This window comes from Herbaspirillum sp. GW822-FHT03A08 (genome assembly GCF_058801885.1).
This window is the reverse complement of the sequence record NZ_JBXANR010000002.1, coordinates 396,194-410,733: the sequence shown is the minus strand read 5'-3', so window position 1 is coordinate 410,733 and position 14,540 is coordinate 396,194. Positions and strand designations below refer to the sequence as shown.

The 14,540-nt window shown below is 53.1% G+C and carries 15 protein-coding genes; 5 read left to right on the top strand and 10 right to left on the bottom strand.

The window, feature by feature from the left end; genetic code table 11:
* Positions 1 to 30: 30 nt before the first annotated feature.
* The 5 genes from AC1RN6_RS06855 to AC1RN6_RS06835 all read right to left on the bottom strand — a co-directional run bounded on the left by AC1RN6_RS06855 (position 31) and on the right by AC1RN6_RS06835 (position 4,626).
* On the bottom strand, positions 31 to 1,035 hold the full coding sequence (locus tag AC1RN6_RS06855; protein WP_493004083.1) for a zinc-dependent alcohol dehydrogenase family protein: 1,005 nt from the start codon (positions 1,033 to 1,035) through the stop codon (positions 31 to 33).
* 11 nt (positions 1,036 to 1,046) lie between these two features.
* Positions 1,047 to 1,550 carry an SRPBCC family protein gene (locus tag AC1RN6_RS06850; protein ID WP_493004082.1) on the bottom strand — a complete coding sequence of 168 codons (504 nt, stop codon included), beginning with the start codon at positions 1,548 to 1,550 and terminating at the stop codon, positions 1,047 to 1,049.
* A gap of 71 nt (positions 1,551 to 1,621) precedes the next feature.
* Complete coding sequence (locus AC1RN6_RS06845; protein ID WP_493004081.1) at positions 1,622 to 2,389, bottom strand: SDR family oxidoreductase; 768 nt, start codon at positions 2,387 to 2,389, stop codon at positions 1,622 to 1,624.
* Between the two features lie 126 nt (positions 2,390 to 2,515).
* Positions 2,516 to 3,298 carry an SDR family NAD(P)-dependent oxidoreductase gene (locus tag AC1RN6_RS06840; protein ID WP_493004079.1) on the bottom strand — a complete coding sequence of 261 codons (783 nt, stop codon included), beginning with the start codon at positions 3,296 to 3,298 and terminating at the stop codon, positions 2,516 to 2,518.
* A 419-nt stretch (positions 3,299 to 3,717) separates the two neighbouring features.
* Entirely contained in the window at positions 3,718 to 4,626 is a 909-nt protein-coding gene (locus AC1RN6_RS06835; protein ID WP_493004076.1) for a LysR family transcriptional regulator, read from the bottom strand.
* Between the two features lie 252 nt (positions 4,627 to 4,878).
* Between AC1RN6_RS06835 and AC1RN6_RS06830 the strand changes: the two genes are divergently transcribed.
* The 4 genes from AC1RN6_RS06830 (at position 4,879) to AC1RN6_RS06815 (ending at position 7,703) form a co-directional block, all read left to right on the top strand.
* The gene (locus AC1RN6_RS06830) at positions 4,879 to 5,847 is read left to right on the top strand and encodes an MBL fold metallo-hydrolase (RefSeq protein ID WP_493004074.1); all 969 of its coding nucleotides are present in this window, start codon (positions 4,879 to 4,881) and stop codon (positions 5,845 to 5,847) included.
* Between the two features lie 51 nt (positions 5,848 to 5,898).
* Complete coding sequence (locus AC1RN6_RS06825; RefSeq protein WP_493004073.1) at positions 5,899 to 6,504, top strand: DUF3224 domain-containing protein; 606 nt, start codon at positions 5,899 to 5,901, stop codon at positions 6,502 to 6,504.
* Between the two features lie 96 nt (positions 6,505 to 6,600).
* Positions 6,601 to 7,272 (top strand): hypothetical protein, encoded by a 672-nt coding sequence (locus tag AC1RN6_RS06820; RefSeq protein ID WP_493004071.1) that lies wholly within the window; start codon positions 6,601 to 6,603, stop codon positions 7,270 to 7,272.
* 80 nt (positions 7,273 to 7,352) lie between these two features.
* The gene (locus AC1RN6_RS06815; protein WP_493004070.1) at positions 7,353 to 7,703 is read left to right on the top strand and encodes a hypothetical protein; all 351 of its coding nucleotides are present in this window, start codon (positions 7,353 to 7,355) and stop codon (positions 7,701 to 7,703) included.
* Positions 7,704 to 7,752: 49 nt separating this feature from the next.
* On the opposite strand, the gene AC1RN6_RS06810 is transcribed toward AC1RN6_RS06815, so the two are convergent.
* Positions 7,753 to 8,766 (bottom strand): DUF3800 domain-containing protein, encoded by a 1,014-nt coding sequence (locus tag AC1RN6_RS06810; RefSeq protein WP_493004068.1) that lies wholly within the window; start codon positions 8,764 to 8,766, stop codon positions 7,753 to 7,755.
* Between the two features lie 271 nt (positions 8,767 to 9,037).
* On the opposite strand from AC1RN6_RS06810, the gene AC1RN6_RS06805 reads away from it, so the two are divergent.
* Positions 9,038 to 9,796, top strand: coding sequence for a TraB/GumN family protein (locus tag AC1RN6_RS06805; RefSeq protein WP_493004065.1), 759 nt, complete (start codon positions 9,038 to 9,040; stop codon positions 9,794 to 9,796).
* 171 nt (positions 9,797 to 9,967) lie between these two features.
* Here the strand turns inward: AC1RN6_RS06805 and AC1RN6_RS06800 are convergent, their stop codons facing one another.
* The 4 genes from AC1RN6_RS06800 to AC1RN6_RS06785 all read right to left on the bottom strand — a co-directional run bounded on the left by AC1RN6_RS06800 (position 9,968) and on the right by AC1RN6_RS06785 (position 14,494).
* Positions 9,968 to 10,585, bottom strand: a complete 618-nt coding sequence (locus tag AC1RN6_RS06800; protein WP_493004064.1) for a tyrosine-type recombinase/integrase — start codon at positions 10,583 to 10,585, stop codon at positions 9,968 to 9,970.
* A gap of 217 nt (positions 10,586 to 10,802) precedes the next feature.
* Entirely contained in the window at positions 10,803 to 11,750 is a 948-nt protein-coding gene (locus tag AC1RN6_RS06795) for a tetratricopeptide repeat protein (protein WP_493004063.1), read from the bottom strand.
* Between the two features lie 291 nt (positions 11,751 to 12,041).
* Positions 12,042 to 13,958 carry a sensor histidine kinase gene (locus AC1RN6_RS06790; protein WP_402274793.1) on the bottom strand — a complete coding sequence of 639 codons (1,917 nt, stop codon included), beginning with the start codon at positions 13,956 to 13,958 and terminating at the stop codon, positions 12,042 to 12,044.
* Entirely contained in the window at positions 13,868 to 14,494 is a 627-nt protein-coding gene (locus tag AC1RN6_RS06785; RefSeq protein ID WP_493004737.1) for a LuxR C-terminal-related transcriptional regulator, read from the bottom strand. The genes AC1RN6_RS06790 and AC1RN6_RS06785 overlap by 91 nt, the downstream gene beginning before the upstream one ends.
* Between the last annotated feature and the right edge of the window lie 46 nt (positions 14,495 to 14,540).

Here is a 14,540-nt window from a genome sequence, read left to right as displayed (position 1 = left end):
TGAAATAGCGGTCTGGCGATCGTGGGAATCTCAGAGTTCGAGGCAGACTTTTCCGAAGTGTACTTGGGATTGATAGTGCTCAAAAGCAGCGGCGATTTCTTGCAGCGGGAAACAGCGGTCGACAACGGGTCTCAAACGATTGACGTTGATGGCTCGGATCATATCTTCCTGGTCTGCCCTGCTGCCAATCGAGATCCCGCTCAGCCGAATCTGATTTGAGAACAAGGCGGGGACGGATACCTGCCCCGCAAAACCAGTCAATACGCCAATTACAGCAATGTGGCCGCCTGTCCTGCACGCCGCGATCGATTGCGCCAGCGTGTCGGGTCCGCCGACCTCGATGACATGGTCGACGCCATGTCCGCCCGTGAGAGCTTTGGCCGTTCTACCCCAATCCGGATCGGTCTTGTAGTTAATGACAGCATCCGCTCCGAGAAGCTTGAGCTTCTCCAGCTTTTCATCGGAAGAAGAAGTCGCGATGACCCGCGCTCCCGCGGCTTTCGCAAACTGCAGCGCGAATAACGATACGCTCCCTGTACCGAGGATCAATACCGTATCGCCGGGTTTCACCTGACCGGATACCACCAGGCCTCTCCAGGCAGTTACTCCGGTGCAAGTCAGCGTGGCCGCCTCGACATGCGTATACCCGTCAGGCGCCTTCGTGAAAGCGCTCGCCGGCATGCATACGTACTCGCGAGCAAACCCGTCAAAACTTTCGCCCGGGATATCCCGCCGGGTTGCGGGCGTCATGGCTCCTCCCTGCCAATAGGGATAAAATGTACTGACAACGGCGTCTCCGACTTTCAATTCATCGACGTCGTCGCCTATCGCGACAACTTCTCCCGCACCGTCTGACAAAGGAACACGACCGTCATCGCATGGCGCTTCCCCGCGCACGATGAAGAGATCGCGGTAGTTCAGCGAAGAGGCGTGTATTCTGACCAGCACTTCACCTGATTTGGGCTGAGGAGGATCCTCCTCGAGCAAGCTGAGATTTTTCAATCCTCCGGGCGCTCGCAGTCTGACCAATTTCATTAATGCCTCCTTCAGTAAGCAGGCAAGGGTTCATGATCTGTGCTGGAATCAGGCTGCCCTTTTCCCCGCTGAATCAGATCACGCAAACTGCCGTTGATCAGGCCATCCCATGCATTTGTGCAAATTCCAAAGCATTCATACTCGGGAACAAGGCCCACGTGAGTGAAACGGACTTCCGTCTTTCCACCTATCCTGATAATGTCGAAAACAATGTAGGTGCCTTTCCACTCGGTCTTGTCTTGCGTAAAACTAAAGTAGTTGTCGACGACGGTCCATACGACTTTTTCTCCGGGGACGAGATCAGTGATCTCAATGTCACATCGGTGCACATCCAGGAGACGATGTCTGAAATGCGCGCCGATTTTATCGGAGCTGCCTTCTATGCCTTCGGACCACCATTCGCGCACATTGTTGATGGCAGCGAAAGCCGCTTCGGGTGACTGGCTTACCACGAAACCGGTAGAGTAACTGCGATGCTTCCTCGTTTCTTTCAACGAGAGCTTGCGTTTTTGCATGATAAATTCTTTTCCGGATACGGACAGTGATTCCGAGGACCGGGTTCTCCCCGGCGCGATGTCAGACATGCCTAAATGACAGGTACAAATTTTCTGGCGGCCTTCCAGAGTTGACGATTAATGAAATCGGGAGCGAAGCGACGCATGAAGGCAAGTTGCCGGGATTGGCCAGGATGAATTTCGAGCCGCCCTTTTCTGAGAGCGTCAATGGAAAGCGCTATCAATTTGTCAGTTGTGATCAACGTGATGCCGTCGTCGTCGGACACATCTTTCGTCATGTCGGTCTTGACCGCAGGCGGCATGATTTCGATGATTTCCAGGTCAGCATCTTCCAGCTGGAATCGCAGCGACTGAGTGTAGGAGTGAATCGCCGCCTTGGTCGCGCAGTAAATGGGCAGGCACGGTAGCGGTACGAAGGCGAGACCTGAAGATACATTGATCAGGCTGCCTTTATTGGTTGCGAGGATGTCCATAAACGCGGAGGTCATGCGAACTACGCCGCCTACGTTGATGTTCACCTCTTCCATCAGCTCGTCCAGGCCTGCCGCAGACGTAGTGAGGTTTCTGTAGCGACTGATCCCTGCATTGTTGACCAGCACATCGAGTTTGGGAAAATCCGCCTTCATCCTCGCCGCAAGGGAAGCGATCTCCACGGGATTGGCGACGTCGCTGCGAATGGTATGGAGTTCTGGATATTGCGCGTTAATACGGTCAAGCGCAGCTTGACGTCGGCCGGTCACAATAACGGTATTGCCGAGTTCGACGAACTTCAGGGCGAACGCAAGGCCGATACCTGCGGAACCGCCTGTGATGAGGATAGTACGATTGGTGAGTCTCATGAAGATCCTTGTGATATCGGGCTTTACGCTGCGGAGGTACCGCGCATCAGAAACGATGCGCGGCGTTTTCAAGTGTCGATTTCTGCCTGCCTGACAGATAGACAGACAGAAGGCAATGCATCAGGATTAATCGTCGAGGCTGCCCAAGCTTAAGTTGAGAGTCGTCCCCGTCAGCCCGCTCGCCTGATCGGAGGCGGCAAAGACTGCCATGTGGGCCATTTCCGAAAGCGACGACAGGCGCTGGGTGTGAGTTCTTCCGGCGATCACACCTTGAAATTGTTCCCAGGTCATCCCCCATGCCTTGGCATGAAGCCCAAAGACTTCCTTGATCGTGTCCGACTCCGGCATTCCGTGAGGGCGAAGGCCGACCACACGAATGCCGTAAGGTGCAAGTTCCGCAGACAGGCCGCGCGTCAAGGACTCGACTGCGCTCATCGCCGGCCCCACGCCACCCATCAACGGGATGCCTATTCGCGAAGGAGTCGATGTCACAGTCATGATGACACCTGATTTTTGCTGGGTCATTTGTCGGGCGGCAAGCCGGGACGTCAAAAAATAAGACTTGGTATAAGTAACGATCGGCAACGAAAACTGCTCGACATCAAGATTGCTTAAGGCGGTGCCCTGCAACGTCGTGTTGCGAATGCCGACGGCATTGAAGGAAATGTCGACCCTTCCGACCTTGTCGATCACCGATTTCAAATGTCTTTCGATTGCGTGCTCATCGAGCGCATCGACTTCGGCCGCTTCGGCTGCACCGCCGATTTCAGTTGCGACCGCTTGCACCTTGGCAAGAGTCCGGCCCGTCAGGAACACCGTGGCTCCCGCTTGCGCAAAAGCGCGGGCGACGGAGCTTCCGACGGCTCCTGCTGCACCATAAACAATTGCGTACTTGTCTTTAAGTTGCACGATTACTTCCTTTCCTTATATTGATGGACACGTCATCGCCGCAGGCGCGACATGACGAGAACCGGCATTCACCGGAAAAACACGGGAGAGAGGCGATGGAACACGTCTGCCATGCATTCGTAGTCAGGACGTTTGAGGCCGACAAAAAGAGTCACGCCAAGGAAGGATGTCGGCCATCAAGACGGTGAAATGGCATTAACCGAAGTCGCACTTGTCCGTTAGACACGGGAGCACGTGATCGCGTCGGGACGGCGAAAACGCCGGCCGATCGTGGGATGACAGGAGCGTCGGGTGCGAGCCGGTGCAGGCATCATGTCCGGCTGGCTGCCTTGGATATGTATCAGGCGTCGACTGGAACAGCAGATTTCACCGGCGATACGAGGCGCCTGCACGGCATAAAACTCGCGCCGGTTATTAACTTACTCTCCCATGAGGACGGGAACCTGAGCCGCCAGGGCATCAATCAATGTCCGGGTCCTGAGTGGCAGATATCTATTCTGAGGCCATACTGCGTAAATATCGACCGACAGCACGCGGTCCATATCCATGACAAGTGCCAATTCTCCGGAAGCCACGTAGGGAGCGCCCAGCCAGCGCGGCAACCAGGCTAATCCGCCGCTGTGGATTGCAGAATCGGCAACGGCCTGGAGATCGTCGTAACGTTCCCGGCTATTCAGAAGCACCTCCCGGCTGGAACCGTCCACATCACGAACACGCCAGGTGCGCGCCTGGACTGTACGACCGTAAAGAATACCCGTGTGCTGCTTCAAGTCAGCCACACTGGACGGCCAGCCATTTGTCGCCAAATAGTCCGGCGAGGCAAAGATTGCCATATGTTGTCTTCCGATCTTGCGCGCAACCAGACTTGTTGAATCCGCAATGGACCCGATTCGGATTGCCAAGTCGAATCCATCCGCCAACACATCCACAATCGTGTCTGAAAATTCCGCTTCCAGTTCAAGCCGGGGATGCTCGCGAATCAGCGATCGCAGTACGGGTGCGACGCAGCGACGACCGAAAAGAATGGGCGCGCTGACGCGAATACGCCCCTCCAGTCCTTGCCGCCCATCCTGCAAAACCGATTCCATATCTCGCAAATTCGTCATCAGCCGACTACAGTGTTCGTAGTATCGGCCGCCCTCGTCGGTAAGCGTCTGCTGTCGGGTGGTGCGATGAAACAAGCGGACACCGAGGCGAGCCTCCAGCTTTGCGATCGATTTGGCTACGGCGGAACGAGTGACGTTGATGCGGGTCGCTGCAGCGGCGAAGCTGCCGGCCTCGACCACCGTCAGAAAGGTCGCAATGCTGTTGAGGTTGTCTTCAAACATGGTTTCTTTGCGATGCCGTGAGTTGTGTCCCGGACCCACTTGATGTCATCCGGCTCGCGACCGGGCGGCGCGTGCTCTTTCAGCGATTTTATGACGACTCAACAATTGGATCAATTAACTATCCAATGTGCTTCCTTATATTCGCCAATGGAGAAAATTATTCCATTTAAACTATTTTTCAAGATCGCCATGCCAGGAACATCCAGACCGGCGCATGCGTGATCGATCTTCCTATTACCTAAGAGACCAAAAATGAATATGACGACAAGAATTGCACTGCGTAGTGCTTCACTGGTGGCCACGGCTCTGCTCGCTGGAGCTTGCTGGGCCGCGGCACCCATGCAGAAATTTCAAGCACCTGGCTTCTATCGAATGATGCTGGGCCGATTCGAGGTCACTGCCCTTCACGATGGGACAATTGATCTTGAACCGGGCAAGCTGCTGACGAATACAACCCCAAAGAAAGTGGAAAAGGCGCTGGACGCATCGTTTCAAGGGCCGGTGGTTCCCGCTTCAGTGAACGGTTTTTTGATCAACACCGGCGACAAGCTTGTCCTGATCGATAGCGGCACCGGCCCCAGCGGCATATTTGGACCGAACCTAGGACAACTGCTAAAGAATCTGACGGCCTCGGGTTACCGCCCCGAACAAATCGATGAGGTATACCTTACCCATCTTCATCCGGATCATGTCGGAGGATTGTTGACACCATCTGGTGAAGCATTTCCGAATGCCGTCATACGCCTCGATCGCCGTGAGTTTGCTTATTGGACGGATGCCGAACAAGCGAAGACGGCGCCAGAAGGACACCGGCCATTTTTCCCATTCGCTGAATCTGCGCTCAGACCCTACAAGGAGACAGGGCGCATCAAGCCCTTCGACGGCAACGTTGAGCTGATGCCGGGCATCCAAGCCGTTTCAGCCGCTGGACATACGCTTGGCCATACCGTCTACAAAGTTGAGTCAGAGGGACAACGCATGCTGGTGTGGGGGGATGTGATGCATGTGGGTGCTATTCAATTCGCGCAACCGCAGGTCACGATTGTCTTCGACACCGACTCTCCAATGGCCGCCAAGGCCAGAGCGAAGATCTTTTCCGAAGCCGCTGCGGATCGTGTCATTGTCGCCGCCGCTCATCAACCATTTCCTGGACTCGGCCATCTTCTGCGCGTACGCACCGGATATAAATTTATCCCATACCCCTTTGGCGGCGTGAAATAAAAGGGGCACAGGTCTCTCAACATAATTCGGCAAACACGCCAGGCGTCCTGCATGTTGAGATCAGAAAAAGTCACAGGGGAAGTTTTCAGAAGAAATTTCATCTTACTTTGTAAGCATGAAACCGTATGCCGACGTTCGCAACAGGCCACGAAAGTTCTCAACCAATTTAAAATGTATTGCGGACAGCGGACAGCGGACGGCAGGGGGAAACGCACAAAACTCGAACCGATTTCGAACAACAGAGGTGAAATGATGACCAGACAGGCAGTGGGGATGTTCAATGTGAAATTGAATCCTCTTCTCCAATACAACACATCCGAAGAGGCGAAGCTTGCGCGAATGTCCATCGATAAGCAGTTTCATGGCGACCTCGATGCAACGAGCAAGGGCGAGATGCTGAGCGCAGGCACCGATTTCAAAGGGTCTGCCGGTTACGTTGCGATCGAGCGCGTTAGCGGTTCGCTGCTCGGTCGAAGCGGCAGTTTCACGTTTCAACATAATGCAACCATGACACGTGGAACACCGTACCTGAATATCACCGTGGTGCCAGACTCTGGAACTGAGGAGTTGATGGGCCTCAGCGGCAGCATGCAAATCAGTGTCGTCGACGGAAAGCACACTTATGAATTCCAATTCACGCTACCTGCTGGAACGTGATCGTCTCCTATCGGCCAGAAGCTGATGTTGACGACCCTAATTTGATTCCACATTGCCCGTTCCTTCCTTAGTATTCATTTAGCGCATAAATACAAAATGAAGAATTTATTGTTTCTAATATTGGTGGCGGTTGGATTGACAGGTTGTGTGCACGACCGGGAGATTTATCCTGGCTCTCCGGCCTCCGGAGTTGACCCTCTAGCTAATTCGAATTCTCCGTGCCCGGATTTAAGTGGTGAGTATGAGTTCATTGCCTCGCTTCTAAAAGGCGACCAGAACGAAAAAATATATGGTAGAACCCATGGACTTGACTCTGTACTCCCAATTTCTGGATACGCGACCGAGTGGACAAAAATGATTCGGGGCTATCGGACGAAGGAAGGTACTCGTTTTCAAGAACGTCCGCGCTATGGGAAAATTACGCAAATAAGTGAGCGAGTCTATTTATTGAGTGTGTTCTACGACGACGGCCTTGCTGGCGAATATCATACTGACCTGACGGACAAGTCTAAATTTGTTTGCATGAACAATCGTCTGATTGGCGGAGGACGCAGTCAAAATTCGGGTAGTTCAGAATGGGGAAAAAACGATTCCAGCGGGATGTATCAGATATACAAAGACGAAGATGGAAATTTAATCCGTGAGCAAATATCCCAAGTACATATGAACGCACTTTTGGGAATACCCACAGGAACGGCGGAGTATTTCTATACAATCCGCTTCAAAAAATTAAATCCGGATTCCGTCACTTCACCGCAAAAAAGATAAGGACTCGAAAAGTCCGCAATCGGCCAAAAGCCGACTTTAGAAAAAGCCCGCAGGAGCAGACATACAAACAGCTGAGAAACATGAAAAAACTGTTGATTTTCATCGGGGAAGGCCAGAAGTTCGATGTCGCTACGACAATCGGCGCCATCGTATCAATGGCTGGCACGACGAACGCTAACCGAGGCAACTTTATAGGTGCGATTTTCGAATGTGAATACAGGTATGCAGGAGAAAGTACGGTCATCCGTATAAGCCCTGAGGCTGAAACTATTACCGCTGAGGGACTGGGTGCATGCTCGCTATCTTTTGCGGTTGAGCTTCAAAAGGTAGTAACAGTCGACCTACATGCCATCGACATGGACTATAGCTTCAACGTTGCGCTGCGCGATTTTCCAACAGTTGAATCATTGGCACGCGCCGCGTACGAGTAGCGAGTTTTGACTGATTTCGGCCAGGAGAGGTCCTTTATCGTTGATAGACTTAACGCAAAATCATTCGCTGAACGTTTCGCTGCATAATCAATATTGTCTCCCTTGTCACTGTACTTAACGTCGGTTCCGGTGAGAAAGTGCCTACGGTGAGCGGCGTGTCCCCTTTCTCTGCTTGCACCATAAGACGGCCCAGCAATGTTGCGGCTGTTTCATTGAGCGGGCCAAAGCCTCCGCGAAGGCATCGCCGGACACCCGAGGCCAGCAGGTCGGCAATCTGCAATCCCATGAGCGTTGCCGAATCCGCGAATTTTAGATCGGTGCGAAATACTTTCGTGATGTCCCAACCTTCAGATTGTTCAATGTCGATCCCATAGTCGTCACGTAAATATTGCGGCGTTGGAATGAGAAACCGATCCATATAGCTGTAGTCGAGTCCGCGAATCGAAATCAATGGCCGACGCATCATTCTGGTCTGAAGCAACGGCGGAACAATCTTTCTAAACGCGTCCTCGTATTCCGTCAGGCTTGTATCCTTTCGATCAATGCGCCAGCGGAACGCCTGTAATGTTGCGGGGTAGCGTTGCGCAAAGAAAAGAATGGCGCTGCGCGCGACAAGCTCGACCAACCCCGTCTGATGGAAAAGCTGTGCATACAATTGCGGCCGGAGCGCTGCTAGTTGATCGGCAAGAATGCTTATCATCTGGCGCGTACCTTCTCCCTTCATTCTGGCAGCATCCTTCCGCATGACTTTCACGAACTCGACCTGATGTCCTTCTACTATCTCAGTTGTATCGAGATACGCATCGGCAATTGCTACGTATAAAACTCCATCAAGCCGCGCAAGCGTTTTGAGAAATTGAAGATACAAACTCAGATCGCCGTCCAGATTTTTTAATTTAATTTCAGAATGCGCGGAGACCCCAATTGCCGTCTTGAGATTTGTGAGCGCGAGTTCCATTCCCTTTCGGGAACGCTCCGAGGCTACATATGCGCCAACGACGTTCCAGGAATCCGGTGCCGGGCTGGGAACAAACAATCCTGATTCGTCGATATAGATATTCATGACGCAAGGATATCCGAGCTGCGCAACAGCAGCTTGGACACGCCAGCGTGACGATGACCGAGCACTACGTCAGGAAGCGGCGCGGGGCAAAAAGGTAACTCCAACGAAGTGAGTTCCGATAAGGGCCGCCATCAAGGCGGCCTTTTGCCTTCCGAGCCGCAATTGCTTGCTGTGCGGATTACAATACACGCAATTCATTTCGCTGATGTCGAGTGGTCTTGCACCGGCGTCAGTCCCAAGGCAGACCATCAAAAAAGAACAGAGGCGCGTCATGTATTACAGCATCACCGGAACGAATGTTCGGATTCTAGGCGTCATGCATGCCTTCCCGGTTGCCCATCCCATTATGCCGGCGTGGGTGATGGAGGCGGAACACTGGGCTGAGGCGCTTGTTATTGAGGGAAAGCCAGGCTCGATACAGCAGCATTTTAAGTCCCCAGGACTTGGAGCTCTGCAAAGCGAAGTTCCGCGCGACCTCTGGGATCAGTTGGTCAAATTTTGGCCAGAGACCGGGCCGGCCGCCCCGCTGCAGGAGTTAAATTTGTGGGCCGCCGCGATCATGGCGACGCAGCTTCATATTCAGAGCGTGCCTGGCGTGGACGGATTCCTGCAGATGTGCGCGGCGAAGTCCGGCAAGCGGATCGCCCCTTTGGAGACCGCCGAAGACCTGGCTAGACGCTTCCGAACGATCTCAAGGGATGACGTCATCGCCATGCTTCGCGAGGCATTGGCAGACTTGTCTGCACACCAGCGGTATTTCGATGCCCTGTACCTGAGTTGGCGCTCTGGCGACGTTGATGAGGTGTTGCGTTGCGCAATGCTGTCACCGGGGTTTTCTAACCCGCGTGTGCGAGAGGCGCTTGTCGTGGGAAGAAACCAAGGCTGGGCCGATCAGATCGACGGAATCCTGACGACCCCTAACAAAACACTGATCGCTGTCGGCGCACTTCATTTGGCCGGCCCGGGAAATCTTTTAGAGTGCCTCGGCCGCTCGTTTGAGAAATTGCCGTCAGAATCTGAGGTCGCCTAGAAAGCGAGCCGCTTATACATGCGGCTCAAGTGCGAGTTGCGAAGCGGAATTTCTAGTTCTTAATGCGAATACGGGGCTGTTCCTGAGAAAGTTGCACGACAAACATAGGGTCGCGGTCCGCAATCGGCCAGCAGCGGCCATCGAGCGATGGCCGGTGGTCACGGTAGATCCTCAGACGTCTGTTTGCTCTGCAAGCTCGAGAGCATCGTCCACCTCTATTCCAAGATACCGAACAGTGCTTTCTAGTTTTGTGTGACCTAGGAGCAATTGGACGGCTCGTAAATTCTTAGTCCGTCGGTAAATGAGGGTTGGTTTTGTACGGCGCATGCTGTGTGTTCCGTACGCAGACGGATCAAGGCCGATATCAGCTATCCATTTCTTAACGATCCGAGCGTACTGCCTGGTGGATATGTGAAGAGAGTCATGTCGCCGGCTTGGAAATAAGAAATCACCAGCTCTGAGTGCCGCGACGGCCATCCATTTAGCGATGCTTTCTCGAGTCGCCGAAGTTATTTCAAATTGAACTGGTCGCTTCGTTTTTTGCTGCAATACTGCTGCCCTGTTCGCTACATGATCACCGTGACAAAGGTCTTGAATTCGGATTTTTACTAGATCACATGCCCGCAGCTTGCTATCGATCGCCAAATTAAACAAAGCTAACTCTCGATTTCGTTGAAAAAGCTGGAGCCTGATCCGGATCGACCAAATTTCGCTCAGTTTCAAGGGTGACTTTTGTCCGACAAGCTTTCCCTTATTCCAAGGAGTCATCGGCATACGTGGCGTTTTCATTTAACTCTCCTTCAGATGAATGGAGAGTTAGTGTGCGCTGGCGGTGGGTGCTACGTCAGATGGCGGCTTCTGGCCGATTGCAGGCATCAAACAAAATCAAATCGCATGTCTTAAATATTGATCCCTGCAGGCCATCCCTCCTCACGACTTGCTCGCTACTTGACGGCTTTGTGGTACGGCGGCATGGTGGTCCTTCACGTGCGCAATTAGGGAACAACTAGGTGTGGCTCGTCATCAGTGAATGACAATATGATTGGGTGTTCGGTCGCTGAAGCCAGAATTCTGCTTGTTCGTTGTCTAGTTTTACGCCTAACCCCGTTGAATACATTATAGCTAGAGCGCATTGCGCTTCACCAACCATTCCACCATATCCCTTGCCATAATCTGACGCCATTAGGAACCACTCCGCGGCTTCGGCATAGCTTTTCGGAACACCTTTTCCCTGAGCATATAATCGACCAACGCTGAATTCTGCTCGTTGAAATCGATTTTTTAAAATAGGTCCATTGAGTTCGCCCGATTCTTTGTACCATTTCATTGCTTGAGTATAGTTTTTAGAAACACCAAGCCCGTACTCATACATTTCTCCGAGCCTGTACGCGGCTACTCTAATTTTTCTTGCGCTAATTCTATAAAATTTCACTGCATTTTGTTTGTCAACATCTACGTGTAGTCCCCCGTCATACATTTGGGCAAGGCTATACGCAGCGTCGCTATTTCCATTCAAAGCGGCCTTTTCAATCCAAAAAATACCCTGCTTTGTATTTTGGCCAATACCTTTACCTTCTAAATAACGAACAGCTAGTAGATACTGGCTAACCGAGTCGCCGCTTTCAGCTTTAGCTTGAATGGTTTTCACATACGCAATTTCTTGATCCGCTGTCATTGGAGGCTTCGGTAGGCAATGTGGGCAATAAGGACGATCTACCCACCAAAAGAGAAGCTCTGTTTTTCTTTGAATATCTTCACTTTTTAAGTATGGCCCACCCTGATTTTGAATGTAGTTGAATCCTTCTTTGAACAAAGCGTTGAGTTTTCTCTCCCCCTCAGTGCTTAATGCGGACGACGATGTAGGATCTGTGCTCACGCAAGCTGTCAACATCACCAGAGGAAGAATTAGAAGTATTTTTTTCATCGCGATAATATGAGTCGGTCCAACGGCCATTCGCAATATCCTCCAGGCTGAAAAGAAGGCCTAAGTAGCGCCTATATTTTTTGCCACGGAACGAGATCATCGTTAGATGCAAAAATGAGGCAATCTGAAAAGTAAGTCTACAAAATGATCATTGAATGTCGACTTCTGGCCGGTTGGGGACATCGAATAATATCAAAACGAATCTACGGTCTGCAGTTGCAAGCTAGCGAAACGCACCACTGTCAATAACCGGTTACGGCACGGTTTAAATACCAGCGAAACCATTTGGCAACCGTCGCTACGGCAGGCATATCTCTCGAATCAGGCATATCGGTGCAGAAGCGTGATGTTCAACACTGTCTCGCCGTCAATGCGTCGCACTTCGAACGTGCCGCCAAGACGGCTAGTTCTCAGTTGCATGCTTTTCATTCCTGTACCGGCTTTGCTTTCCTGCATCGGAAAATCGAAACCTATACCGTTGTCCCGGATCCTCAACACTAGTTCACTGGCATCGCCACGCAGCTCGACATGGGCCCTGCTTGCCCGGCTGTGCTTGAGAACATTGGTGAGACCTTCCTGCAGGATGCGCATGATGTCCAGGCTTTGCGCCGTAGGCAGATGGCAATCCTCAATGCCTGACAGTTGCCAGCGGCAGACGATATTCTGACTTTCAAAGAGGACACCGAAGCGATGCCGTAATGGTGCCAGCATTTCGGCCAATGAGGTCTCGTCCAGTTGGTAACTGGAGGCAGTATCGATGATGATGCGCAAGTCGTCGCGCAGCTCTTTCAGGATCGTCAAAAACCTCGAGGAGGGGATGCTCTCCGGCGCATGTTCCAGCGTGGCGATGCTGCTCACCAGCGTGCCGCCCAGACCGTCATGCAGGTCATGGGCGAGGTTGAGGCGTTCACCCAGGCGCACGTTCACGACTTGCAGTTCATGTTCGCGCTTCAATGTCTGCGCCAGCGCTTCTTTTGCCGATTCGACCTTGACATGCAACTCTTCGTTGAAGCATTCGATACGAGAAAGGTTTGCTACAAAACGCCACCCCAGCACCAGCGCCATGGCAACCATCTGGATCTGAGATGCGAACGCGCTGTAGTAGATATTGCTGTCCAGTATTTTGAGAAACACTAACAGGTCGTGGATGCCGACGACAATGAATATAGCGAGACACGCAGCCAGAATCAGCTGCTCGACGCGCCGTTGACGCCAGGCGAAATAAAAAAACAGGAAGCAGCTGGCGATGTAAGTCAGTACGGGAATCAATGCCAGCCACGCCCGCATCTCCTGCATCCGGCCATGCGGAGTAAGGCACATGGCTATGCTGCCGAAAACAACCATTGCCCAGACGGCAAGCTCGGTGCGTCGATGGCGGCGAGGCCCGTTGCGTAAAACGAACATGGTGAAGCTGGCGCTGTACACCAAAAACAGGATCGATACGGCAGCTTGCCAGGCATCGGTAGTGGCGAAAGGCCACGTAGTCAATTTGATCTGGTTGCTCGCGTACAGCCACCAAGTCAGCGACATCAGACCAAACCAGCCGAACTCTGCTTCGCGCCGCCGCAATATCCAGAGCGCCAGGAAAAAGCAGCCGAGGGTTGCGCTCACTGCGAGGCTGAACAACTGCAAGTCGTGGCGCAGCCAATATTCATGCGTGTAGCGCGCGCTGATGTCTGTGGGAGTGCCAAGCGTCACCGGGCCAAGACCAGGCTGATAGGCGGCGAGGCCGGAAACTCGGATGAGCAGAATGTTTTGCCCGCTCCTGAGCAAAGGCGGCGAAGCCTGCCAGTAGCGTGGGGTATTCCACGCGCGCGTCAACGGTTCGGTCAGGCTCTGGTCGCGGCTGAGTTGGACACCATTGAGCGAAACCATACCGGCCATGTTCAGATAATCCATCATCAGTCCGACCGGCGCTGTCGCATCGGTCTGCTCCCAGCTAAGGCGGTACCAGACCACTCCGTCGAAGCCCGGCCAGCGCAGGCTCCAGTCGTCCGGCAGCGTGACGGTGGTCCAACCGGTCGCGGGAGGCGTTTGTGCGTTCCAATCGGCGCGAACAGCTTCGATGCGCTGAAAAGCGGCAGCGGTCGTAGCGGTGATGGCCGAGGCCGGAAAAAGCAGCAGGATGACGCCCGAGAGTAAAGAAATCAGGGTAGCAAACCGTGTGCGCGCGCTTCGAAGATGGCCTGTGTGCGGGAGTTGACGGCCAGTTTCTTGTAGATGTTCTTGATATGGCATTCGACAGTCGATCGTGAGATTGAAAGCAAATCGGATATCTCCAGATTGGCCAGTCCCTTGCCGACCAGTTCAAGAATCTCGATTTCACGTTTGCTCAGGGGTGATCGCAAGAGTGCTGACGATGGCGGGTGCTGCTGCGCCTTGCCCACACCCGGATCGATCAGTTGCAGGATGTGCTTGGCGACAAACGGATCAATCGGCGCACCGCCGCGCAACACGCTGCGTATGGAAAGACCGATTTCAAAGTCGTCGCGATCCTTGAGCATGTAGCCGGTTGCGCCGGCCTGCAGAGCACTGACGATGGTCTGTTCGGTGCTCCATGTGGAGATTACCAGAATGGGCAAGGCGGCGTCGGCGGCATGCAGGGTGCGAATCAGGTCGATGCCGTTGCCGTCCGGCAGGCCGACATCGACCAGCACCATCGCAAACGGTTGCAATGCCATCAGCGCGTTGGCATCGCCGATGCTGCCGGCAAACGACAATGCCTCGTCGTCGTAGCCAAGAATGCCGAGGATGCCGCGCAACCGTAACTGCATGGCCGGCTCATCCTCCACGATCAGCAGAGGACTGGGGAGAATCGAT